Origin of the sequence: Alteromonas sp. 07-89-2 (assembly GCF_013113925.1) — a bacterium.
Taxonomy (GTDB): domain Bacteria; phylum Pseudomonadota; class Gammaproteobacteria; order Enterobacterales; family Alteromonadaceae; genus Alteromonas; species Alteromonas macleodii.
This window is the reverse complement of sequence record NZ_VTYM01000030.1, coordinates 1-23,557: the sequence shown is the minus strand read 5'-3', so window position 1 is coordinate 23,557 and position 23,557 is coordinate 1. Positions and strand designations below refer to the sequence as shown.

22 protein-coding genes, 1 rRNA gene and 1 pseudogene are annotated in these 23,557 nt (G+C 44.9%); 7 read left to right on the top strand and 17 right to left on the bottom strand.

Going from position 1 to position 23,557, the window contains the following annotated elements:
- Window positions 1–191: 191 nt before the first annotated feature.
- Window positions 192–2,102, top strand: a complete 1,911-nt coding sequence (locus tag F0261_RS17070; protein WP_014978091.1) for a methyl-accepting chemotaxis protein — start codon at window positions 192–194, stop codon at window positions 2,100–2,102.
- 60 nt (window positions 2,103–2,162) lie between these two features.
- Here F0261_RS17070 and F0261_RS17065 read toward each other — a convergent pair whose 3' ends face one another.
- A complete protein-coding gene (locus F0261_RS17065) occupies window positions 2,163–2,750 on the bottom strand; it encodes a hypothetical protein (protein ID WP_014978090.1) in 588 nt (195 codons plus the stop codon).
- Window positions 2,751–3,008: 258 nt separating this feature from the next.
- Window positions 3,009–3,860: a hypothetical protein gene (locus F0261_RS17060; RefSeq protein WP_171338523.1), complete on the bottom strand. Its 852-nt coding sequence runs from the start codon at window positions 3,858–3,860 to the stop codon at window positions 3,009–3,011.
- Between the two features lie 209 nt (window positions 3,861–4,069).
- Here F0261_RS17060 and F0261_RS17055 point away from each other — a divergent pair, with 209 nt between their 5' ends.
- Window positions 4,070–5,887: a sodium:proton antiporter gene (locus F0261_RS17055; protein ID WP_014947984.1), complete on the top strand. Its 1,818-nt coding sequence runs from the start codon at window positions 4,070–4,072 to the stop codon at window positions 5,885–5,887.
- A gap of 294 nt (window positions 5,888–6,181) precedes the next feature.
- Here the strand turns inward: F0261_RS17055 and F0261_RS17050 are convergent, their stop codons facing one another.
- Window positions 6,182–7,492 (bottom strand): 3-deoxy-D-manno-octulosonic acid transferase, encoded by a 1,311-nt coding sequence (locus tag F0261_RS17050; RefSeq protein WP_171338522.1) that lies wholly within the window; start codon window positions 7,490–7,492, stop codon window positions 6,182–6,184.
- Between the two features lie 397 nt (window positions 7,493–7,889).
- Between F0261_RS17050 and F0261_RS17045 the strand changes: the two genes are divergently transcribed.
- Window positions 7,890–8,999 carry a glycosyltransferase family 4 protein gene (locus F0261_RS17045; RefSeq protein ID WP_171338521.1) on the top strand — a complete coding sequence of 370 codons (1,110 nt, stop codon included), beginning with the start codon at window positions 7,890–7,892 and terminating at the stop codon, window positions 8,997–8,999.
- Window positions 9,000–9,084: 85 nt separating this feature from the next.
- On the opposite strand, the gene rpsQ is transcribed toward F0261_RS17045, so the two are convergent.
- Genes rpsQ through rpsJ form a run of 11 tightly spaced genes read right to left on the bottom strand, consistent with a single transcriptional unit; the run spans window position 9,085 to window position 14,022 of the window.
- A complete protein-coding gene (gene rpsQ / locus F0261_RS17040) occupies window positions 9,085–9,342 on the bottom strand; it encodes a 30S ribosomal protein S17 (protein ID WP_014975444.1) in 258 nt (85 codons plus the stop codon).
- The gene (gene rpmC, locus F0261_RS17035; RefSeq protein WP_014947980.1) at window positions 9,342–9,533 is read right to left on the bottom strand and encodes a 50S ribosomal protein L29; all 192 of its coding nucleotides are present in this window, start codon (window positions 9,531–9,533) and stop codon (window positions 9,342–9,344) included. Before rpmC ends, rpsQ begins: the two co-directional genes overlap by 1 nt.
- A complete protein-coding gene (gene rplP / locus F0261_RS17030; protein ID WP_014947979.1) occupies window positions 9,533–9,943 on the bottom strand; it encodes a 50S ribosomal protein L16 in 411 nt (136 codons plus the stop codon). The genes rpmC and rplP overlap by 1 nt, the downstream gene beginning before the upstream one ends.
- Window positions 9,944–9,945: 2 nt before the next feature.
- Window positions 9,946–10,650: a 30S ribosomal protein S3 gene (gene rpsC / locus F0261_RS17025; protein ID WP_014947978.1), complete on the bottom strand. Its 705-nt coding sequence runs from the start codon at window positions 10,648–10,650 to the stop codon at window positions 9,946–9,948.
- 9 nt (window positions 10,651–10,659) lie between these two features.
- Window positions 10,660–10,992 carry a 50S ribosomal protein L22 gene (gene rplV / locus F0261_RS17020; RefSeq protein WP_014947977.1) on the bottom strand — a complete coding sequence of 111 codons (333 nt, stop codon included), beginning with the start codon at window positions 10,990–10,992 and terminating at the stop codon, window positions 10,660–10,662.
- 11 nt (window positions 10,993–11,003) lie between these two features.
- A complete protein-coding gene (gene rpsS / locus F0261_RS17015; protein WP_012516961.1) occupies window positions 11,004–11,279 on the bottom strand; it encodes a 30S ribosomal protein S19 in 276 nt (91 codons plus the stop codon).
- A 15-nt stretch (window positions 11,280–11,294) separates the two neighbouring features.
- Entirely contained in the window at window positions 11,295–12,119 is an 825-nt protein-coding gene (gene rplB / locus F0261_RS17010) for a 50S ribosomal protein L2 (protein WP_014947976.1), read from the bottom strand.
- 14 nt (window positions 12,120–12,133) lie between these two features.
- Window positions 12,134–12,433 carry a 50S ribosomal protein L23 gene (gene rplW, locus F0261_RS17005; protein ID WP_012516959.1) on the bottom strand — a complete coding sequence of 100 codons (300 nt, stop codon included), beginning with the start codon at window positions 12,431–12,433 and terminating at the stop codon, window positions 12,134–12,136.
- Window positions 12,430–13,035, bottom strand: a complete 606-nt coding sequence (gene rplD / locus F0261_RS17000) for a 50S ribosomal protein L4 (protein WP_012516958.1) — start codon at window positions 13,033–13,035, stop codon at window positions 12,430–12,432. The genes rplW and rplD overlap by 4 nt, the downstream gene beginning before the upstream one ends.
- Window positions 13,036–13,053: 18 nt before the next feature.
- On the bottom strand, window positions 13,054–13,692 hold the full coding sequence (gene rplC, locus F0261_RS16995; protein WP_014947975.1) for a 50S ribosomal protein L3: 639 nt from the start codon (window positions 13,690–13,692) through the stop codon (window positions 13,054–13,056).
- 18 nt (window positions 13,693–13,710) lie between these two features.
- Complete coding sequence (gene rpsJ, locus F0261_RS16990; RefSeq protein ID WP_010179497.1) at window positions 13,711–14,022, bottom strand: 30S ribosomal protein S10; 312 nt, start codon at window positions 14,020–14,022, stop codon at window positions 13,711–13,713.
- Window positions 14,023–14,452: 430 nt separating this feature from the next.
- Between rpsJ and F0261_RS16985 the strand changes: the two genes are divergently transcribed.
- Together F0261_RS16985 and F0261_RS16980 are read left to right on the top strand one after the other, a co-directional pair.
- Window positions 14,453–16,669 (top strand): GspE/PulE family protein, encoded by a 2,217-nt coding sequence (locus F0261_RS16985; protein ID WP_171338524.1) that lies wholly within the window; start codon window positions 14,453–14,455, stop codon window positions 16,667–16,669.
- A 41-nt stretch (window positions 16,670–16,710) separates the two neighbouring features.
- Window positions 16,711–17,205, top strand: coding sequence for an SEL1-like repeat protein (locus F0261_RS16980; protein ID WP_014978085.1), 495 nt, complete (start codon window positions 16,711–16,713; stop codon window positions 17,203–17,205).
- Between the two features lie 52 nt (window positions 17,206–17,257).
- Here the strand turns inward: F0261_RS16980 and acnA are convergent.
- Window positions 17,258–19,967 (bottom strand): annotated as a pseudogene (gene acnA / locus F0261_RS16975) (aconitate hydratase AcnA).
- Between the two features lie 488 nt (window positions 19,968–20,455).
- Here acnA and F0261_RS16970 point away from each other — a divergent pair.
- The gene (locus F0261_RS16970) at window positions 20,456–20,917 is read left to right on the top strand and encodes a cupin domain-containing protein (protein ID WP_014978083.1); all 462 of its coding nucleotides are present in this window, start codon (window positions 20,456–20,458) and stop codon (window positions 20,915–20,917) included.
- A 176-nt stretch (window positions 20,918–21,093) separates the two neighbouring features.
- The gene (gene gpmA / locus F0261_RS16965) at window positions 21,094–21,840 is read left to right on the top strand and encodes a 2,3-diphosphoglycerate-dependent phosphoglycerate mutase (RefSeq protein ID WP_014947970.1); all 747 of its coding nucleotides are present in this window, start codon (window positions 21,094–21,096) and stop codon (window positions 21,838–21,840) included.
- A 66-nt stretch (window positions 21,841–21,906) separates the two neighbouring features.
- On the opposite strand, the gene F0261_RS16960 is transcribed toward gpmA, so the two are convergent.
- On the bottom strand, window positions 21,907–22,908 hold the full coding sequence (locus tag F0261_RS16960) for a branched-chain amino acid aminotransferase (RefSeq protein ID WP_171338520.1): 1,002 nt from the start codon (window positions 22,906–22,908) through the stop codon (window positions 21,907–21,909).
- 534 nt (window positions 22,909–23,442) lie between these two features.
- Window positions 23,443–23,557, bottom strand: a 5S ribosomal RNA gene (gene rrf, locus F0261_RS16955).

Sequence of the window (23,557 nt, the reverse complement as noted above, 5' to 3'; positions counted from 1 at the left end):
AGCAAAAAGTATAAACTTTGCAGGGAAAAGGTCGATAACTTGTCTGCGCTTAAAAAATAAAAATAGCACTAGCGTAAGAATCAGAGAGTAGTACTGACCCGCCTAGGACTCAGTATCAGACGTTGCTGTGCCTGCAATGCCACGTCACCCTTGATCATAAATTTCAGCATTAACTTACGTGGTCGAAAGTCATGACTTTCAGTATAAAACAAAAACTCATTATTTCTCTTATTGTGGCGGTGCTCGCTGCTGCTATTCTTGTAGGTTCTATTAGCCAATGGATTGCCCGTGATCTCGTTAAAGAGAACATGGAAGAACTTCAGCTTCCTTCATTACTTAAACAGGTTGGCAACCGAGTGGACAGGGAAGCAAGTGTAATGCTTACCGTTGCTCACGGCATTGCTTCTAACCCCGACATTCTTGCCTGGTCGTCGGCAGGCGCAGATAGCGCTGGCGAACGCCGTCTCCTTAGCTATTTAAGTAATATCGTTGAATTTAACGATTTAACGGTAGCCTCATTTGTAGACAGAACCACCTACAAATATTGGAACCAAGATGGTTTCTTACGGGTGCTACAAAACGATGAATTTGATGGGTGGTTTTTCGCTTACAAAAATAGCGGCGAACCAATTTCACTAAGCCTATACAACGAACCGGGCCAAGGTTACCGACTTTTTGCGAATTACCAGCAAGTAAACGGCAGAGGTATGTCGGGTGTCGCTAAATCGGTCGATGAGCTGCTAGATATCATCAATGCGGTGAAAATTGCGCAAACCGGCTTTGTCTTTCTTGTTGACGGAAACGGCACCATTATCGCGCATCCCAATACCGAGTTATTAGGTAAGGCTAAGTTAGCGTCCATAAGCGATTCAAGCACATCAGGGCAACTACTCAATCGTCAGGGCTTTGCTATGGCCACCAGCGACGCGGCAGGCGACACGCAACTGTTTGCCAGTACCTATGTGGAAAAAGCCGGTTGGTACGTGGTTGCACAAGTACCCGAGCATGAGCTTTACGCATCACTAAATGCAGGCAGTCGCCAGATTATTATTTGGGCTTTGGTGATAGCAGGCGCTTTCGCGCTTATTGGTATTTGGCTAGCAGGCACGCTTACCAAACCACTTGAATCACTGGCCGATGTTTTCCAGCAGCTTGGCAGAGGACAAGGCGACTTACGCTCTCGTATTCCTATGCCAGAACAAAAGGAAATTGCCCGATTAGTTGAAGGGTTCAATAACTTTATTGATCACCTTCACGGCACCATTTCGCAAGTGGCGAAAACAAGTCACGCACTAAAGGCGTCAGCACAAGATGTTGCGAAGCAGTCTCATCAAACAGAAAACTCAACCAAGAGCCAGCGCGATCAAACCTTACAGGCGGCAGCCGCGCTAACAGAGATGGGCAGTACGGTAAATGAAGTAGCCCAGTCAGCTACCCATGCTGCGCAAAATGCGAATCTGGCTACAACTAATTCCGCTCACGGTCGAGAAATTACCCAACGTGCAGTGCACGCGATTAACGGTCTTTCGGGTCAAATTCAAGATGTGTCTCGGGTTATTCAATCGCTAGATGAACACACCGCAGCCATTGGCGGTATCCTCGATACAATTCGAGGTATTTCAGAGCAAACCAATTTACTTGCGCTAAACGCTGCTATAGAAGCAGCTCGGGCTGGCGATCACGGCCGAGGCTTCTCAGTCGTTGCTGATGAGGTGCGAACACTTGCACAACGTGCCGCTCAAGCGACTGATGAAATACAGGTGAAGATCGATAAGTTCCAGCAAGACTCTAAATCTGCCGTTTCGCAAATGGAGTCAAGTCGCGCACGCACAACCGATGTGGTAACCGCAACCAATGAAATAGACAAACTGCTTCAAGATATCGCCGAAGAGATTGCTCACATTAATGATGTGAACACGCAAGTAGCGACGGCTACGGAAGAGCAAGCTACGGTGGTTGAAGATATCAGTCGAAACATTAATGACATTAGTGCATCAAGTGAAGAAACCCTGAATGCGACTAAGATATTGGTTAGCGTGAGTGACAAGCTCGACGAACTGGCACAAGAACTCTCGTCTGAAGTGAGCAGATTTAAGCTTTAAGTTTACTTATGTCTTATGGATGGCAAAGCGGTGAGATAACACAACCTTACGCGCCATCATTTAGAAAGTGATGGCGTATTCTACTTTTACTTGATTGTCACGGCTAGAGCGCCATGGCAATTGCATTGATGCCCCTTCACTTTCCCACGACTCTCTCATAGCTCCAACAGTAAGAAGGTGCTTGTCTTCATTGAACGGAATTTCTACGTAAAGGCCTGCTGATGTACTGGTAGGCAGACGAATTGTATCGGCAACCGGAATGCTCATCTCATGACGGGGGCGTACTTTATGGCTTAACCCCAACCGATAATCACCTCGATCCCACCAGCTAACCACTTCAAATTCGTGGCTTCTGACACGCTGAGACATAACACCGTAGTCAAGCAGCCCTTTGTTGTAATGGACAATGGCTTCAACGTTAAACATTGGCGCCAGTTTTTGGCTAAATGCAAGTTGATACTGCTTTTGTTTGCAGCCTTTGAACTTAATTTTATTTTTAGTGAGAGTTAGGGAAAACGTATCGTCACTGTCTGAATATTTGTTGAGCCATTCTTGTGCCTTTTCGACCACAGAGGCATTAGATGCACCCGCCAATAAAAAACATGGACAAAAGCACATTGCTAAAAAGGACTGGTTTAAACGTCTCATTTTTCGCTGCCTCTCAAATTGTGGTTGGCTACAACTTATTCGATCACAATTTCAGTATAGACAGGAAAGTAGGCAGTTGGGTATTAGCCATTTTACTAACATCGACTAAAAGATAACTTTAAAAGAACAGCTGCTGACAATGAAAGAGCGCTTATTCACAACCGTGAATAAGCTTGGGGGGATTGGCTGCCAGACTTCAATCAACTCGCTTTTTTATGGCGTTGCTCGTTACGGCGTTACCTGTTTTGGCGCTACTTGTTATGGCATTACTCTGGCGCTAGACAACGATGCTTTGCGCCCTTCCGTAGCTTCTTCGCTGAACCAATATGTGCCGCTATTATCCACGCATATGCCTTCAACTTGTTTATATTGCTCAAGCGGCCATACATCAAGCAGGGCAAAGTCGCTTGATACTTGAGCCATGAAAGTAGCAAAGTTTCCAAATGGATCTGATTTGTAGCCGGTGATAACAAACCTATTTTGGTGCTGATCGAAGTCTACCCCAGTTACCACGCCCGGCAGTCCATCAATGGACGCAAACGTACTAATGGTTTGCTCAGCTTCGTCTTCGTTTACTTTATAGATATGAGTTATACCAGTTTTCCAACTTTTAGAAAAAAGAAGCAGGTCATCGCCATGCTTAACCATCGCCTCTGAGTCGAAATCATGTGCATAAGGAATGTTATTCGAAGCGTCATTACCCTCGTATTTCAATGTAATAGAGGTGATGTCATTCACATTTGAGCGGTTTACTTTATGTATTTCGACCTGTTCTCTTTTGCCTTTATTGTTTCCCACATCCGCAATGTAAAACGATGAAGCGTCTGCCGTTATTGCTTCCCAGTCTTTATTGGTGAGCGGTAAGCGCGTTCGTTCAATAATTTCACCCCGGTAATTTATACGATAAATGACGGGAGCATTACCTGAGTCATTTAAAGAGTACATGCCGTCCGTTTCGCAAAATAGACCCGATGTTTCTGAAAGTTCTTCCGGCAACTCAACGATATTTTCTATTTTTAACTGTGCAGAAGGGATGGGATATTGAACCGCGCATGCCGATGCTAGTACAAGCGATGCTGATAACGCCCCGAATTTAATGTGAGTGTTCAATGAAAGGCTCCGAAAAGAACGATAAGTGACGAATAATATCAAACCTACCACTCTCTAACATGCATTTTAGTGCACTAAATAAGGTCTATTGGTCTAAACTTTTAGCCCAAGCGTATATCGCTATAAACATAGGTTGGCCTAAAGTCTCTGTATGACAAATGTTTAGGCTGATATACCATGGAATAATATCAACACGTTAAGGACTCACTTTGTCAGACCCGCTTCTTTCACTCGTTGCAGTTGGATTGCTGTCAATTACCTGCCAATACTTAGCCTATAAGGTTAGGCTCCCTGCTATTTTACCGTTGTTAATTGTCGGTATTGTGGTTGGCCCTGTTTTTGGCGTGCTCAACGCGGACGACTTATTCGGTGATTTGCTGTTTCCTGTCGTTTCTCTCTCTGTTGCCATTATTCTTTTTGAAGGGTCACTGACGCTGAAGTTCAGCGACATCGCGGGTCACGGTAACATGGTTCGAAACCTTTGCTCTGTGGGCGTGGTTGTAACCTGGCTTGTCGCAGCCACTGCAGCGCACTACAGTCTTGATCTTACTTGGCAGCTATCCTTCCTATTCGGAGCCATTGTTACCGTAACAGGCCCCACGGTTATAGTACCCATGCTCAGAACCGTGCGACCGAAAACGAATTTGGCCAATATCTTACGCTGGGAAGGGATTGTCATAGACCCTATCGGCGCTCTGCTCGCCGTACTGGTTTTCGAGTTTATCGTTGCATCGCAAGAAACCGCCATTACTCACACGCTAATAGCGTTTGGCAAAACCATTGGAATTGGCTCTGTACTAGGTCTCGCTTCTGGCTATCTGCTTGGTCTGTCTATTCGCAAAGACTGGATACCGCACTATTTGCTTAACACCGCAGTGTTAACCGTTATTCTGGGTGTGTTTGCAGCGTCTAATTATGTCGCGCACGAGTCTGGCCTTTTGGCCGTTACCATCTCTGGTATGGTACTGGCCAATATGAAGGACGTAGACGTAGAAGACATTCTTGAATTTAAGGAAACCCTCAGTGTTTTACTTATTTCAGGCTTATTTATTCTGCTTGCCACGCGTTTGAACTTACAATCGGTAGTGGATGTAGGTTGGGGCTCCATTGTAGTGCTTGCCGCCATAATGTTTGTGGCTCGGCCTTTGTCCGTATTGGCGTCCTCCGTTGGTACCGGACTCAAGTTAAACGAATTAGCCTTGCTAAGCTGGATTGCACCTCGCGGTATTGTTGCAGCGGCAGTATCAGCCCTTTTCTCTTTAAAGCTTGAAGAAATTGGCTATGAAGGCGCGGGTATCATTGTTCCTATTGTCTTTATGGTGATTATTGCAACAGTAGTGGTACAGAGCCTTACTTCACGCACTGTTGCGTCGCTACTTAAGGTGAGAGCGCCTGCGCCAACTGGCTATCTGATTTTCGGTGGCAGTAAATTCAACCGCGCCTTAGCGACGGAAATGATAAACCAAAAACTAGACGTTACCATTGCAGATACTAACTGGGACGCAATAAGAGAAGCGCGTATGAAGGATATCCCAGTATATTTTGGCAACCCAATGTCTGACCATGCAGCGCGACATCTTGATCTGAATACATTCGGTACCGTGCTGATTATGTCGCCTTATAAACAGCTTAACCCACTTATTGCTTATCACTTTGAATACACGATGGGCAAAGACAAAGTATGGGCACTTACAAATAACGAACAATCTACGCGACCAAGTCACCAAGTTAGCGAACAATACGCGAAAAAACTTACTCTGTTCGATGAAGGCGTTACTTATGGGTATTTAGCATCGGCCATTGCCCGTGACTCAATGGTGAAAACCACCCGTTTATCTGAAGAGTTTACTTACGAGCAGTATATTAAACAGTATGGTGAGCGCGCTACACCTCTCATTGCGATCAACGCTGAAGGTAAGAGCTATACTTTTATCAACGGTAACAGTATTCAGCCTAAAGCGGGATGGCGTGTGATTAGCTTGATTGAACCAGAACGAAAAGAAGAAAAAGTAGAAGTGCAAAAGTAAGAAAACCTCCTGCCCACCGGCAGGAGGTCTCTCCCTGGAAAACGCGCAACGCAGTGCCCTTTTTAAAAGGTGCATATTTATTTGGATTTTACTGTTATTACGCTGTCGCACACTTTATAGCAAGCAGCGAACCAACTTCAACAATCCTCTTATAATCAAATAGATAGCTAAAAACCAAGTCCCTATTCATTATCTTCTAGCTGTCACAGCGCCTAATTTGGTGCATCAGACGCACAAATGCGGGGTTCCTTTTTTGTTCAATAACAACGAGTTGCTGTTTTTGACTGACGGCATTTAATGAATACTGCGATGTATACACGCTAAAGTAGAATCTAACGCGCCGCTGTTATCCTGTAGTACCTTTTTACCGGCCATTCCCGCTTTTTCAGCTTTACTGGGTGATTCAAGCCATTCTTGTACCGTTGAAGAAACGCGAGAAGCATCTTCTACAATGCTTAATGCGCCACATTCTTTTAAATAGTCGCAGATAACAGGGTTATTATAGGTGTGTGGCCCCATCATTATTGGCAACGAGAATGCTGCCGGCTCAAGGGCATTATGGCCGCCTCTATCGGCAATAGAGCCGCCAACAAAGGCAAATTTTGCTACCGCATAAGCATGATTTAACTTACCCATTTCATCCAACAGGATAACGTTCACATCGTCTGGAACGTTATCCACCTCTGAACTTTTGACAAAGTTCAGATTATGCCTTTCAAGTAATTTTGCTACGGCTTCAAAACGCTCTGGATGGCGAGGGACAATAATCACCCGTAGTTGAGGGTTCTCGTTCCATAAAACCTTTGCAGATTCAACGATAACGCTCTCTTCAGGTTCGTGTGTGCTACCTGCAACTAGTATTGGCCTTTCACCCTTAGCTAACCCAAGAAAATGTGCAAAAGAGCTCGCTGTATTTGCGGCTTGATCAAACTTAATATTATTCGTGAGGGTTAGCTTATCTTGCGCAACACCAAGCCAAGCATAATTATCATAGTCTCTCTGCCCTTGAGCACATACGTGAGACAGCTTAGCCAACATAGGATTAAATAGCTGTCCGATTTTTTTATAACGTTTGGCCGAGCGCTCAGTCATGCGAGCATTTATTACCATAACGGGAATATTGCGCTTCCAACACACGTGAATAAGGTTTGGCCATAGTTCAACTTCTGTAATCATTACTGCTTTGGGCTTGATGCGTTTCAGCATTGAAGACATAGTCAGCGACAAATCGTAAGGCAGATAGAAATGGTGAACGGTGTCTTTGAATATATCTCGAACGCGAGCAGAGCCTGTAGACGTGGTTGTAGTAACGGTTATTTGCGCGTCTGGCTCGTGTTGCATTATTCGCTTTATTACGCATGAAGCAGCCACGACTTCTCCCACTGAAACACAGTGAAACAAATAGCCATTCTGCTTGAGCGGCTTTGGAACTATGCCAAAACGCTCAAATCTCCCTCGATGCGAGTCATCGCTTGTTTTCGTGGCTTTTATTAATAAATGAATAAATGCGAAGGGAATCGCAATCGCCAATACAAGCGAATATCCCCACCGGCAGAGCGTTTCAAGTAGAGTAGGTTTATAGCCACGTGTATTGGCAACAACCATAAATACATCCTTTTTGATACAGATACTTCGACGGCACGACTACAAGTGATCGACTATCGATGTTGAATTATGCTTTTCAAATACGGTGTGCTGGGCACTGCGAAACACCCACTTCCAGCGTTACGCAGGTAACTCTAGCTATCTAGTGCCGCAGTTCCCGATAGATTCTTTCGACATTGTAGTGGCTAAATAGCCCGCGTCTAGGGCAAAGCGACCCTATACGTAAGTAAATAGTGTATATGAGAAAGGCAATAATATATTGGTCACTCGCTTTATGCGTATAGCGATGTTTAAACAGCAGGATGTAACCACAACCATATAAGAAAAGCCGCAAAAAAACGGTCTTAAATAAAAAAGCAGCGTATACAGAATATTAAATAAATTTTAAGGAAGACACTTGAGTATACGCGTTCTACACATTGAACTTGGCATACATCTTCACGGTGGCGCCGAACAAGTTGCATACCTCATCAATGCCTTAGAGCACCATGATGATATATCACTAAACTTGGTTTGCGCTGAAGACAGTGAAATTCGTCATACGGCTTTTGGGCATTGTGAAACGCATACCATTAAGTATGCCGGTGAGTCAGACTTCCTATGTGTAAAGCGTTTACTGGAAGTCGTAAATGGGGTTAACCCAGACATTATTCATGTACACAGCGAACGGGGTTCGGATGTATGGGGTGCCATGCTCGCCAAAATTTCAGGTGTGCCTACAGTTTGCACAAGGCGAATAGATAACCCCGAAACTCACTTTTCATTTTATAAGTACAAACAATTCGATGCAGTTATCAGCGTATCTGAAGGTGTGAGGAAAGTGGTTTCCTTACATTGTGAAGGCGTAGAGCATCAGCGCGTTATATATCCAGCAGTAGACTTAACAGATTATTCCCAACGCAAAGATAGCGGTTGGCTGCGACGTACATTCTCTATTCCTGAAGACCATATCGTCATTGCAAACTTCGCTCAGTACATATCTCAAAAAGGGCAAGCGGATATCATTTTGGCTATGCACGATGTATTGAACAAGCATGAAAATGTAACCTGTTTATTGTTTGGCGAGGGAAATCTAAAAGAGAGCTATCAATCACTTATAGAACGCCACAAGCTAGACGAGCATGTGAAGCTTTGCGGTTTTACTAAAGAGGTAGCCAAAATACTTCCTAATGTAGATATTCTGGTTCATCCTTCCTATTCAGAGGGGTTAGGCGATATTTTACTTCAGGCAGGTGCTAATAAATGTGCAGTGTTATCTAGTCCTGTGGGAGGAATACCCGAAGTTATCAAGCATAAGGAAACAGGTGTTTTGGTAGCGCCGGGAGATATTGACGGAATAGGGGAGAGCTTAATTAGTCTAATTGAAGCACCTGATGAAAGAGCACAATATGGAGAGGCCTTGTATAAGCTTGTCACGAGTAAATTTGTTATAGAAAGGATGTCCAGTGCCTACGCTGATTTATACAAGACGCTAGTCTTCAACGGCGCTGATGATGAACACGCTTAAGCCTATGGAAGCACGTGTAAGAAACTGCAGATACAAAAAAGCCGCTCGAGAGCGGCTTTTTTAAGACTTTGAAAAAAGTTAGCGATTAAACGCCAGCTTTCTCAACAACGTCAACTAGCATCCAAGATTTGCTCTTAGATAGTGGGCGACATTCACGTACTGTTACTACGTCACCTTTATTGCATACGTTGTTTTCGTCGTGGGCGTGAAGCTTAGTAGAGCGCTTGATGAACTTCCCGTAGATTGGGTGCTTAACAAAACGTTCAACTACAACAGTGATAGACTTATCCATCTTGTTGCTAACCACACGACCTTGTACTGTACGAATTTTTTGCTCAGTCATTACGCATCAGCCTTTTGAGTCAGAATGGTTTTAACACGCGCGATGTTACGACGTACTTTTCTCAACTGATCAGTTTTTTCAAGCTGACCTGTTGTGTGCTGCATGCGTAGGTTGAACTGTTCGCGTAGCAGGTTAATCAACTCTGCGTTCAGCTCTTCTACGCTCTTTTCTTTCAGTTCAGTCGCTTTCATTACATCACCGTCCGAGTTACAAAGGTTGTTTTAAATGGCAGTTTAGCCGCTGCCAATTCAAACGCTTCGCGTGCAAGATTTTCAGGAACACCTTCCATCTCGTATAGCACACGACCAGGCTGAATTTGGCATACCCAGTACTCAACGTTACCTTTACCTTTACCTTGACGCACTTCTAGAGGCTTCTCAGTAATTGGCTTGTCAGGGAAAACTCGAATCCAAATTTTACCTTGACGCTTAACGTGACGAGTCATAGCACGACGCGCTGCTTCGATTTGGCGCGCAGTCATTCGACCACGACCAACTGCTTTAAGGCCGTAAGTACCAAAGGCAACAGTATTACCCGCTGCTAAGCCGCGGTTGCGGCCTTTGTGCATCTTACGGAACTTCATGCGTTTTGGTTGTAACATGATTAGCCCTCTCGCTTAGCGTTGCGGCCTTTCTTCTTAGGTTGAGCAGCTGGTGCTTGCTCTTGAGTTGTAGGTAGACCACCTAGAACTTCACCTTTGAAGATCCATACTTTAACGCCGATGATACCGTAAGTAGTTGACGCTTCAGAGGTTGCGTAATCGATGTCCGCACGGAAAGTGTGCAGAGGAACGCGACCTTCACGGTACCATTCAGAACGTGCAATCTCTGCACCGCCCAAACGGCCACTAACTTCAACTTTGATACCTTTCGCGCCTAGACGCATTGCGTTTTGTACTGCGCGCTTCATAGCACGACGGAACATAACACGACGCTCTAGCTGGCTAGAGATGCTGTCAGCTACTAGCTGGCCATCTAGCTCTGGCTTACGTACTTCAGCGATGTTGATCTGAGCTGGCACGCCGGCTAGCTTAGATACGTAGTTACGCAACTTCTCTACGTCTTCACCTTTCTTACCGATTACAACGCCTGGACGAGCAGTGTGAATAGTCACACGGATGCTCTTAGCAGGACGCTCGATCACGATTTTAGAAAGTGAAGCGTTCTTTAGTTGCTTAGTCAGATACTGACGTACCTGATGATCGTTATACAGGTTGTCTGCATAGTCTGCAGTATTAGCGTACCAGGTAGAAGTCCATGGTTTGCTGATACCCAGGCGTATACCTGTAGGATGTACCTTCTGTCCCATTATCTACTCCTAGTTATCCGCTACAACCACAGTGATGTGACTGCTGCGCTTGAAGATACGATCAGCACGGCCTTTAGCACGTGGCTTGATACGTTTCATAGTTGGACCTTCGTCAACGAAAACTTTAGACACGCGTAATTCGTCGATGTCTGCGCCTTCGTTGTGCTCTGCGTTAGCAATCGCAGATTCCAATACTTTCTTTACTAGCGCTGCGCTTTTCTTCGGGCTGTACGCAAGAAGCTCTAGAGCTTTCTCAACGTGCATTCCGCGAATTTGATCCGCAACCAAGCGTGCCTTTTGAGCCGACGTGCGGGCAAAACGGTGTTTAGCTAATGCTTCCATCTTCCTACCCCTTAACGTTTAGCTTTCTTATCCGCGACATGGCCGCGGTAAGTACGCGTTGGCGCAAATTCGCCCAACTTGTGGCCGACCATTTCGTCACTAATAATGACAGGTACATGTTGGCGACCGTTATGGACCGCAATGGTCAACCCAATCATATCTGGGATGATCATAGAACGACGAGACCAAGTTTTGATTGGTTTACGTTCGTTCTTTTCCACTGCAGCCTCTACCTTCTTCAGCAAGTGAAGGTCAATAAAAGGACCTTTCTTGAGAGAACGTGGCATGGTGAATCCTCGCTATTACTTGTTTCGACGACGTACGATAAGCTTATCAGTACGCTTGTTGCTTCGGGTTTTCTTACCTTTGGTAGGAACACCCCAAGGAGTTACTGGGTGACGACCGCCTGATGTACGACCTTCACCACCACCGTGTGGGTGATCAACCGGGTTCATGGCAACACCACGAACGGTAGGACGAACACCACGCCAGCGTGTAGCACCAGCTTTACCTAGTGAACGAAGCATGTGCTCTGCATTGCCAACTTCACCGATAGTGGCGCGGCAATCAGATAGAACTTTACGCATTTCGCCAGAGCGTAGACGTAGGGTAACGTAGTTTCCGTCACGTGCTAGGATCTGAGCATAAGCACCAGCAGAACGTGCGATTTGCGCACCTTTGCCAGGCTTCATTTCAATTGCGTGTACAACAGTACCTACAGGGATGTTACGCATAGGTAGAGTGTTACCAGACTTGATCGGAGCGTCCGAACCAGACTGGATTGCATCACCTGCTTGCATACCCTTAGGAGCCAGAATGTAACGACGTTCACCGTCTGCGTACAATACTAGTGCAATGTTTGCAGAACGGTTTGGATCGTATTCTAAACGCTCAACTTTAGCTGGAATGCCGTCTTTGTTGCGTTTAAAGTCGATTACACGGTAGTGTTGCTTATGACCACCACCAATGTGACGAGTGGTAATACGACCATTGTTGTTACGACCGCCAGATTTGCTGTTCTTTTCAAGCAAAGGTGCGTACGGTGCACCTTTGTGCAGGTCAGGATTTACGACCTGAACAACGTGACGACGACCGGCAGAAGTTGGCTTAGCTTTCAATAATGGCATTTCTAATCCCCTTCTTACTCAGCACCACCGACAAAGTCGATGTCCTGACCTTCTTTAAGAACCACGTAGGCCTTTTTCCAGTCGCTGCGCTTACCGAAAGACATGCCGTGACGCTTGGTTTTACCCTTAACGTTCACAGTACGAACACCTTCAACTTCAACTTCAAACAGTTTTTCAACTGCAGCTTTGATTTCGGCTTTGTTCGCGTCTTTAGCTACTTTAAATACAACTGTGTTGTTCGCTTCAGCAGCCATTGTAGACTTTTCTGAAACGTGAGGTGCTACTAGCACCTTCAGTAGACGTTCTTCTTTCATGCTAACGCCTCCTCAAGTTGTTTAACCGCATCAGCAGTCATTAGCACTTTTTCAAATGCAATCAAGCTCACTGGGTCGATGCCTGCTACGTCACGTACGTCAACTTTGTACAAGTTGCGTGCCGCTAGGAACAAGTTCTCATCAACTTCAGGAGTAACGATTAGAACGTCATTTAGCTCATATTCGTTAAGTGCAGAAATAAGAGCTTTAGTCTTAGGTGCGTCAACACCGAACTTCTCTACAACAACCAAACGGTCTTGACGAATTAGTTCAGACAGGATGCTCTTGATCGCACCGCGATACATTTTCTTGTTAACTTTTTGGTCAAAGTCACGAGGCTTTGCTGCGAAAGCACGGCCACCGCCAACCCAAATTGGGCTACGGATTGTACCAGCACGTGCACGGCCAGTACCTTTTTGACGCCATGGCTTCTTACCGCCACCACGAACTTCAGCGCGAGTTTTCTGCGCTTTTGTACCCTGACGAGCGCCTGCACCGTAAGCTACAACTACCTGGTGTACCAGGGCTTCGTTGAATTCACGTCCAAAGGTCGCTTCGGATACTTCAAGAGCGCTTTGCGCGTCTTTCAATGTTAATTCCATCAGTTCACTCCCCAGACGTTACGCTTTAACAGCTGGCTTTACGATTACATCGTTGCCAGTTGCGCCAGGTACGGCACCTTTAACTAGGATAAGGCCGTTCTCTACGTCAACACGTACAACTTCCAAAGACTGAGTAGTCACTTGCTTGTTACCAAGCTGACCAGCCATTTTCTTGCCTTTGAATACTTTACCTGGTGATTGGTTTTGACCAATTGAACCAGGAGCACGGTGTGACAAAGAGTTACCGTGTGTCATACGCTGAGAACTGAAGTTCCAGCGTTTGATAGCACCTTGGAAACCTTTACCTTTTGATGTACCAGTTACATCAATTTTCTTAGTGTCGTTAAAGATTTCAACAGTGATTTCACTGCCTACTTCAATATCGGCACCTTCGTTTTCTTCTAGGCGGAATTCTACTAGAGTGCGTCCAGCTTCAACACCAGCTTTAGCAAAGTGACCTGCTTCAGCTTTGTTGATGCGGTTAGCTTTCTTAGTTCCAGCAGTAACCTGAAGAGCGCGATAACCGTCAGTTTCCTCAGTACGAAGCTGAGTAACGCGGTTTGGGGTCGCTTCAATAACAGTCACAGGGATAGACGTACCATCTTCAGTGAAGATGCGAGTCATACCCACTTTACGACCGACTAGACCAATCGCCATTGTTATAACCCTCTCTTATTAGCCCAGGCTGATTTGAACATCAACGCCAGCAGCCAAGTCCAAACGCATCAACGCGTCAACTGTTTTATCAGTTGGCTCGATGATGTCTACCAAACGCTTGTGAGTACGGATTTCATATTGATCACGCGCGTCTTTGTTAACGTGCGGAGAAATCAGAACTGTATAGCGTTCTTTGCGAGTAGGTAGAGGAATAGGACCACTTACCTGAGCACCAGTGCGTTTCGCAGTTTCAACGATTTCAGCCGTAGACTGATCGATCAACTTGTGATCAAACGCTTTCAAACGAATGCGAATTCTTTGATTTGGCATCGATTAAGCTCCAATCGAAAGAACAAAAAAATTCACCCTTTCTCTTCCATTTATTCCGGAAAGAAAGGATGTGCGTAAACCGATGGTTCCCAATCGGAACCCTGTTCTTTTTTCTAGCACGCCAGCAACAGGCCAATCAGTGATGATGAATCCGTTACTTCGGCAACCACCCTAAAAGCAGTGAGGTCGCGGCTAAAAATTACGTGCCCTAATTGGGCAGTGGGCGCGAATTATACAGAAAGGCAGAAGCAATGCAAGAGGCAGTCTGCTTTTTATACACATATTTTTACGCTATACCAGTGTATGTAACTGTCTATAAGTAGTATTGTTGCTTTCGTGGTATAGGTATATCTTGTTACCCTAGCTTAACAGGCACTTGTAACGCCAAATGCATAAAGGACTAGGCGCCAATATTATTAGTAGTGAGAATATGGAAGTAGTGAATAACCAGCAAACTTTTGCACAAATAAAACGCATTTTAAATAACCATTCCACGTTACTGGATGCGTATGGCCTATTAGAGCCAATTATACTTGGTTTGTTTGATGCCCAGCGTATGAGTATTTTTCAACGTCGACGTCAGCATCAAGATTTGGTCGCGAGATTTAAAACGGGTAAAGAGACACTGGAAATAAAAGTGCCAATTAGCCCAATGTCGATTGCTGGTTATGTTGCCCTATCACAAAAGGCTGTGGTTATTGACGACCCGTATAATCCTGCACTACTTCAAAGCATTCACCCTCGCCTGCGCTTTGCCGACAAGTTCGACAAAGACAATGACTTTAAAACCCAGAACATTTTATGCGTACCTATAATGAATGCGGGCGTGTTGATGGGTGTTATCCAAATCATCAACAAAGTCAGTGGTGGTTTTACTGAAGAAGATTTAAAGCTAGGCAATGCCCTTGCACTTATTCTTGGCGACAAGTTCAGATTTGAACTGGGCGGCACAAATAACCCTTTCGACCTACTAGTCCACAAAAGCTTATTAGACGAAGCTACATTAAACGATATTCAAAGTTCTACTCCAGACATTCGCGCTCTTATACAGCGTCTTGTATCGGAACACCGCATCTCTGAAGAAGAAATTGGCAACTCGCTTTCTATTCACTATCAGGTGCCTTTTATTCCTTATTTACCTGATAAGTATCACAGGTTCGAAAATGAAAGCCGTCTGAATGTTTCTTATTTAAAAAGAAACTATGTGGCTGTCATTGCCGATGCCCATGACAAGCCCATCGTGTTGATGGCTGAACCTAATAATGCAGCGCTACTTATGGAAATAGAGAGCGCCATGGGCATTGATAGCTACGAGATAGCTGTCAGCCTTCCAAGCTTAATTCTTCAATATTTGGGGGAAAACAGCGGTGGCGGTGGTCCCGGCGAGATGAGTGATATTCTCGACGAGATTGGTACATCAACTGAAGATAACGACGACCAGGTCGATGAACTTTCTGACGACGCCCCTGCTGTGGTGCGCTTAGTAAGCCGTATTCTGCACGATGCAAAAAGACTCAACGCGTCAGATATTCATATAGACCCAGAGAAAAACGCGCCCACTCGTGTACGTATGCGCGTGGACGGTGTGTGCCGCGACATGAACCAAGTGCCTAATTCGCATCACAGTGCGGTTATTGCACGCATAAAGATAATGTCGAATTTGAACATTGCCGAAAAACGCGTACCTCAGGATGGCAAACTCGCGTTTAGAATGAATGGTCAACTTGTTGAAGTTCGTGTTGCCACCATTCCTACGGTTGCCGGTGAAGGTGTGGTTATGCGTATTCTGGCATCTGGCGGTGCGATGCCTATTGATAAGATGAACTTGGCACCGAACAACCGTGCGCGTTTAGAAGAAATGATTAAGAAGCCTCACGGCATTCTTCTCGTTGTTGGGCCAACGGGTTCAGGTAAAACCACCACGCTTCACGCTATATTGGGATATTTAAACACGCCTGAAAAGAAGATTTGGACAGCCGAGGACCCGGTGGAAATCACGCAACCCGGCCTACAACAGGTTCAAGTAAGCCCTAAGATTGGCTTCAACTTTGCTGCTGCCCTGCGCGCATTCTTACGTGCTGATCCTGACATTATTCTTATTGGTGAGATGCGTGATAAAGAAACCGCGCATGCAGGTATTGAGGCCTCGTTAACCGGTCACTTAGTACTGTCTACACTGCATACTAACTCAGCCCCTGAAACGATTACCCGTTTACTTGATTTGGGTCTCGACCCTGTGAACTTCTCAGATGCCTGCGTGGGTATACTGGCTCAACGTCTTATTCGAACGCTATGTAGTAACTGCAAAGAAAAGTACATCGCCACTGAAACCGATATGTCCTTTATTGAGCGTCAGTACGGTAAAGCGCACATGGCGGAGCTGAATATTCAGACGCCACTAGAGCTTTACCGCGCTAAAGGCTGCGAAGAATGTGGAAACACGGGTTACAAAGGTAGAACAGGTGTACACGAACTACTAGGTATGACGCCAGAGCTTCGGTCAATGGTGTACAAAGAAGCCAGCGTCGCCGATATGAAGTCTCAGGCCGCTGCCGATGGCATGCGCACCCTCGTTCAGGACGCAATTTTCAAAGTGCTTAAAGGCGACACCGACCTTGCACAAGTTCAAATTATCGGTGGTGATTAATCTTCAATTTACGTTTTCAATAATATTAGAGAAAGGAAGCAATGAAACTAAAACAAGCTGTTTTTTTGATGATATCAATTAGCGCGTTTTCGACAACACTTCAAGCAAGGGATAGAACCATTGAAGATATGTGGAAAGATGATTATTTAGCGATAGTTAAAGATGGTGTAAGAGCCCTAAAAGATGAGGATTTCGACACAGCGTTAAGCAAGTTGACTGAATCAGCACATACAGGAAATAAAGAAGCTCAGTACTACCTAGCACAAATGTATCTGTATGGGTGGGGAATGGAGCCCGATTACCAAAAAGGTTGGGTGTGGCTTAATGTGGCGCTTGAGCAAAAGCGACGCAAATGGGAACAAACTTACAGAGAGATCGACAGTGCACTCCCCGAAGATTTTAAGTCTGCTATGCAGCCAAAAGTCGATGAGTACGTTAGCCTGTATGGTGCCGAGGCCAAAGATCTTAAGTGCTTTCGCTACAAAGAAATTGGTTCGAATATAAAAGAAATCATCTGCGAAAAGCGCTACTACTAACTCGCAAATAAAAGGCAAGGGATTTACCCCTTGCCATCAACGTCTAGCATTCTTATTTCTTCAAGTATTCTCTTATTACGTAATGCAGAATGCCGCCGTTTTCAAAGTAAGTGAACTCGTTTGATGTATCAATTCTGATATCCATCATAAACGTTGTTGTTTTCCCTTCATCCGACACGGCTTTAACTTCAACCTCGGTCTGCCCACGTTCAACAGCGTTAATAGAAAAAGACTCATTGCCTTTAAGCTCCAAAGAACTCGCGCTGTCACCTGACTTAAATTGGAGCGGTAAAATTCCCATCCCAATGAGGTTCGAGCGGTGAATTCTCTCGTAGCTCTCAGCTAGTACTGCTTTTACACCCATTAAAGAAGGACCTTTAGCAGCCCAATCTCGACTCGAGCCGGTACCGTACTCTTTTCCACCAATAACAATGGCTGGTACGCCGTCATCTTTGTAACGCATAGCAGCATGGAAAATAGACATACCATCGCCACTTGGGAAGTGTGTGGTAGCACTGCCTCTTGTGCCGGGTGCTAATTGGTTTTGAAGACGCACGTTAGCAAACGTACCTCTCATCATAACTTCGTGGTTACCACGACGCGACCCGTAAGAGTTAAAGTCTTTAGGCTTGGGCCTGCAGGTACTCTCCGGCTGGGCTATCTTCTGCGATGGCGCCGGCTGGAGAAATATGGTCGGTAGTAATCGAATCGCCCACCTTAACCAAACATCGTGCATTTTCAATTGCACTGAGAGCCTCAGGCTCCTTACCCATTACTTCAAAGAAAGGCGGATGCTTAATGTAGGTTGATTCTGGCCAGTCGTAGACCGATGTTTTACTTACCTGCAGTTCATTCCATTCACCGCTTCCTTTAAATACATCTGCATACTTTTCTTTAAACAAATCACCGGTGACGTTTTCCGATATATATTGCTGAATTTCGTCTTCGGTAGGCCAGATGTCTTTTAGATATACCGGAGAACCATCACTCGCCTTACCTAACGGCTCTTTAGTGATATCTACATTCATGCTTCCAGCCAGCGCGTATGCAACAACCAGTGGTGGTGATGCCAAGTAGTTTGCAGCCACATCAGGATGGATACGCCCTTCAAAGTTGCGGTTACCAGATAAAACTGAGGTAACCGTAAGTTTCGCTTTTCTAATGGCGTCGGTAATGGCATCAGGTAGCGGTCCAGAGTTACCAATACACGTAGTACAGCCGTAGCCAACCAAGTTAAAGCCAAGTGCTTCAAGCGGGTCCATAAGACCTGCATCTTCTAGATACTGAGTAACAACCTGAGAACCAGGTGCCAATGAAGTCTTAACCCACGGCTTACGAGTTAGCCCTTTTTCTGCTGCTTTCTTCGCAAGTAAGCCTGCGCCAACGAGCACTGATGGATTTGACGTATTAGTACAGCTGGTGATAGCAGCTATTACAATAGCGCCATCTTCAAGGTTGAACTTGCTTCCTCTGAACTCCACGAATGAGGCGTGTTCTTCGTCCACCTCGTCTGTTGTACCTAACCCCGCTTCTGCAATGAGATCGGTTTCTTCATCAAGTACTTTCACGTCAATTTGCGAACGATGCCACTCTCTAAATGCCTCTGCTGCATTATCGAGGGCAATTCTATCTTGAGGACGCTTCGGTCCAGCAAGTGAAGGAACCACTTCATCTAAGTTAAGTTCCAAGGTTTCATGATACTGGGCATCTTTAGAGTGGTCGTCATGCCATAAGTGACTGAACTTTGCATATTCCTCCACAAGGGCAATTTGATCTTCGTCTCGGCCGGTGAGTCGCAGGTAATCTAGCGCAACATCATCAATAGGGAAGATACCGCAAGTAGCACCATATTCGGGCGCCATGTTTGCGATGGTAGCACGGTCTGCCGTAGTAAGATGCTTAAGACCCGGTCCATAGAATTCTACAAATTTTCCAACAACGCCATGTTCACGTAGTTGTTGTGTGATAGTTAGCACCATGTCGGTGGCAGTTACGCCAGCAGGTAACTTACCTGAAAGCCTGAAGCCAACCACTTTTGGTAATAACATTGTTACTGGTTGACCCAGCATCGCCGCTTCTGCTTCAATGCCTCCCACACCCCAGCCAAGTACGCCAAGGCCATTAATCATCGTGGTATGCGAATCTGTACCTACTAGGGTATCTGGGTAAACCAAGGTTTCCCCATCCTGTTCCTTAGTAAACGCGCAACGAGCCAGATACTCTAGGTTAACCTGATGCACGATACCGCGACCAGGGGGAACCACTTTGAAATTGTCAAAGCTAGACTGACCCCATTTTAGAAATTGATAACGCTCTCTATTTCGCTGGATTTCAATGTCGGTATTCTTTTCAAGCGCATCGTCTTCAGCAAAATGATCTACCATTACTGAATGGTCAATAACCAGCTCTACTGGATTGAGTGGATTAATCGCCTGAGCGTCGCCACCTAAACGACTAACCGCATCGCGCATGGCTGCTAAATCAACAATAGCAGGCACACCCGTAAAATCTTGGAGGATAACGCGTGCGGGAACAAAAGACACCTCGTGATCAACGTGATTATCTGTGTCCCACTTTGCTACTTGCTCAATATCGTTGCTGTTTACAAACTCTTGGTCTTCATGACGAATCAGGTTTTCCAAAAGAATTTTGATACAAAACGGAAGCCTGTCGAGCGCATATTTATTGCCTATACCGTCAAAATTAACCGCCTTGAAGTTTTTGCCGTTTACTTCAAGCTGCGAAAAAGACTTATATGTCATACGCTCACCATCCTTCTTTGCCTGTTCGTTAATATTGTGTACGTTTCAATTTTGCTAACGCAAGAAACGAGCAACGTGTTTTTCGTCGCCTTATTTTCCAATTTGTACGGCCTAAACATGAAAAAAAGTTCACCTACTATTAGTAATGGCATCGCTTTTTTAGCTATTTCTCATTATTGGTTTAAACAGATGGATTATGAAGAAGCGCTGTAACAGTTGGAAAAAGCTGACTAGGGCAGATAGCGCTTATTGGTAAGTAAGCTTGGCACACTTTATATTGAGGCTAATTGGTAAGAAAACTTCGCATATGCACAGAGTACTTGCTGATTAAGATGGTTTACAAATATGCAACATTTCTGTTTTCTTATAACGCACCAAACGGTATGCTTAAAAGAAGGTTAAACATTAAATGTCTTAATACATGCTTAGGAAAGCTTTGAGATATACAAGCATTAGTAGTAAGCAATAACAATAATAACGAAGTTATCATGACACACCCGCTAGTTAAGAAGTACAACCTTGCACCTCACCCCGAGGGAGGTTTCTATCGTCAAGTTTTCCGTTCTGAAAACGAAACTAAATCGTTTGTGCACAATGCTAGTCGACCCGCGCTTACTCATATTTATTTTCTTCTGTTAAAGGGACAAGTTAGTCGTTTTCATCGTGTGTTACATGATGAAGTGTGGAATCACTACGAAGGGGCCCCACTACAACTGTTTCAACTTGAAAAACAACAGTTGTGGGAACGTCGCATTGGTGGGCAAAGCACTGACTATGTAGAAGTTGTTAAAGCGGGGAATTTTCAGGCAGCCGCAACTATGGGTGATTACTCACTTGTCGGTTGTACAGTAGCACCTGGCTTCGACTTCGAAGACTTTAGCTTTATTGAAGAGCAATCAATGCAAGAGTGGATAAAAGTTGCTCATCCAGACCTTACCCGTTTTATATAATTATTCCCAAGTTATAGTGATAAACACACGTCTTACCTGCGATTTTGTACCAGCATAAACTGGATTTTTAAGCGCCAATCAAGGATGATAACAGCAGATTTTTAAATATACGTCTGAACGTCCAATTTCTGGAAACTTTCAGACTATTTCACTCTAACGCCGCAGGTAACCCAACTATGTATAAATTGGTACTTATTCGTCATGGAGAAAGTCAGTGGAACTTGGAAAACCGTTTCACGGGCTGGCACGACGTTGACTTGACCGACACTGGTGTAGCACAAGCAAAGACCGCAGGTCAGCTTCTTAAAGATGCTGGATTTACATTTGATCAGGCTTATACGTCTGTACTTCTTCGCGCAATTAAAACACTTAATATTGCACTTGAAGAAATGGGTCAGCACTACCTTCCAGTTGAGCGTCACTGGCGTCTGAACGAGCGTCACTACGGTGCGTTAACAGGTCTAGACAAAGCAGAGACTGCCGCTAAGCATGGTGAAGAACAGGTTAAAATCTGGCGTCGTAGCTTCGACATCCCACCTCCGGCCGTTGAAGATGATAGCGAGCACTTCCCAGGTCACGATCCGCGTTACAACAATGTAGATGCTGATATCTTGCCACGTGGTGAAAGTCTAAAACTAACTATCGAACGTGTACTACCATACTGGCACGACGTTATTCGTCCAGACATCCAAGCAGGCAAGCGCGTAATTATTGCTGCGCACGGCAACAGTCTTCGTGCTCTTGTTAAGTACCTTGATGGTATGTCAGACGAAGAAGTGTTGGGTCTAAACATTCCTACAGGTGTACCGCTAGTATACGAACTAGATGAAAACCTTAAGCCAATCTCTAAAGAATATCTTGGCGATGCTGACGCTATCAAAGCAATGATGGATGCAGTCGCTAAGCAAGGCAAAGCGAAGTAATCGATTGCCTTTTTAGAAACGAAAAAGCCTGCGTTCGCAGGCTTTTTTAATGGGTGTCTGATTAGACTAGTTTGGCACTTTCACCAACCAATTGTGAGTGTCTTCGGCCTTACCCCATTGGATATCATTTAACGCTTGTCTTAGCTTCATCGTTACAGGACCAGCTTCACCGTTACCCACCTGATACTCTTTATCATTGTGAATAAAAGTACCTACCGGCGTAAGTACAGCCGCTGTACCAGACAGTGCTGCTTCAGTGTTCCGTTTAGCTGAACGCTCTAGTAGTTCGTCTACAGTAATATCACGCTCACTCACCTTCATGCCGTGGTCTTTAGCAATTTGAAGAATCGTTGCTCGGGTCACACCGTGTAGGAAGCTAGAATCTAACCCTTTAGTAATGATTTCATCACCATCGATAAGCAGAAAGTTAGCAGCCCCTGTTTCTTGTACATCGCCATTAGGGCAAAACAGAATTTGATCAGCCTGAACTTCTGCACGCGCTTTAAGAATAGGAGGCAACGCACTGGCGTAGTTACCACCGCTTTTTACCATTCCCATGTGCGGTGCACAGCGCATGCCTGTTTCGTCTAGCAACAAGCGAAGTGGCTTCAAACCGCCAGCAAAGTAATCACCAACTGGCGATAACAGGACGTATAGCATAGAACTTGCTGATGGTGCTGCCGCTTTACCAATAGACGCTTCCGTTCCGATATGCGTAGGGCGGATATACATAGAGCCTGGAGGCTCAGGAACCTCAGAGGCGTATTTTGCAACAATATCGATGATCATCTTTTCGACTTGCGCTTTGTCTATTTCAGGCAAGTTAAGCAGACGGCTACTTTGAGCGAAGCGCTCAATATTCTTATCCATTCTAAAAATGTTGATGCTGCCATCTTCGTGCTTAAATGCTTTCAATCCTTCAAAGCATGTACTTGAGTAATGAAGCACGTGTGCACCAGGGTGCAGTTGAATACTATCTGCACTGACAAATTCGGTGTCAGTCCACTTATCGTTGACAAAGGTAGCAAGTGCCATTTGTGGCATGAATACTGTACCGAATACGGCCATTAGTTTGTCCTATTTACTTCAACTAGAAAAATACCCGACAGAGTTTACCAAAAAACGCTCACTTTGCTAAAAGTAAGTCAGATCTATTAAGGCTTTTATCGAATAAGAATGTCTACAAATACTGACAACACAAAAATAATGGGGTCAGAGTACATTTTTACTTATCTAACAAGTGGGGTAGGAATACATTTCAAAGATTGGAGTCAGAGTACTTTTTAAAAGATAACCTTTTAAAGTACTCTGACTCTACATTCGTATTTCCAACGCTTGGACCTAAGCTACAGTCTGTACCTATCTACCATATCGTCAAACTGTTTCTTAAATGCCCTAAAAAGAAAAAAACCATGTAATTTAGGTAGCCCACAATAATGGGGGCAGAGTACATTTCTTTTTTTAACGAGAGTGAGAGCCAAAAAGTACTCTGACCCCAATTTGAGGTTTTACTGGGGTGATGGAGATTAATGTACTCTGACCCCATTATTTCTTTCTTCCAAACGCAAAAAACCCGCCGTTAGGCGGGTTTCTTTTAATGGGACCTGGCAGTATCCTACTCTCACATGGGGAAACCCCACACTACCATCGGCGCTAATACGTTTCACTTCTGAGTTCGGAATGGAGTCAGGTGGTACCGTATCGCTATGGCTGCCAG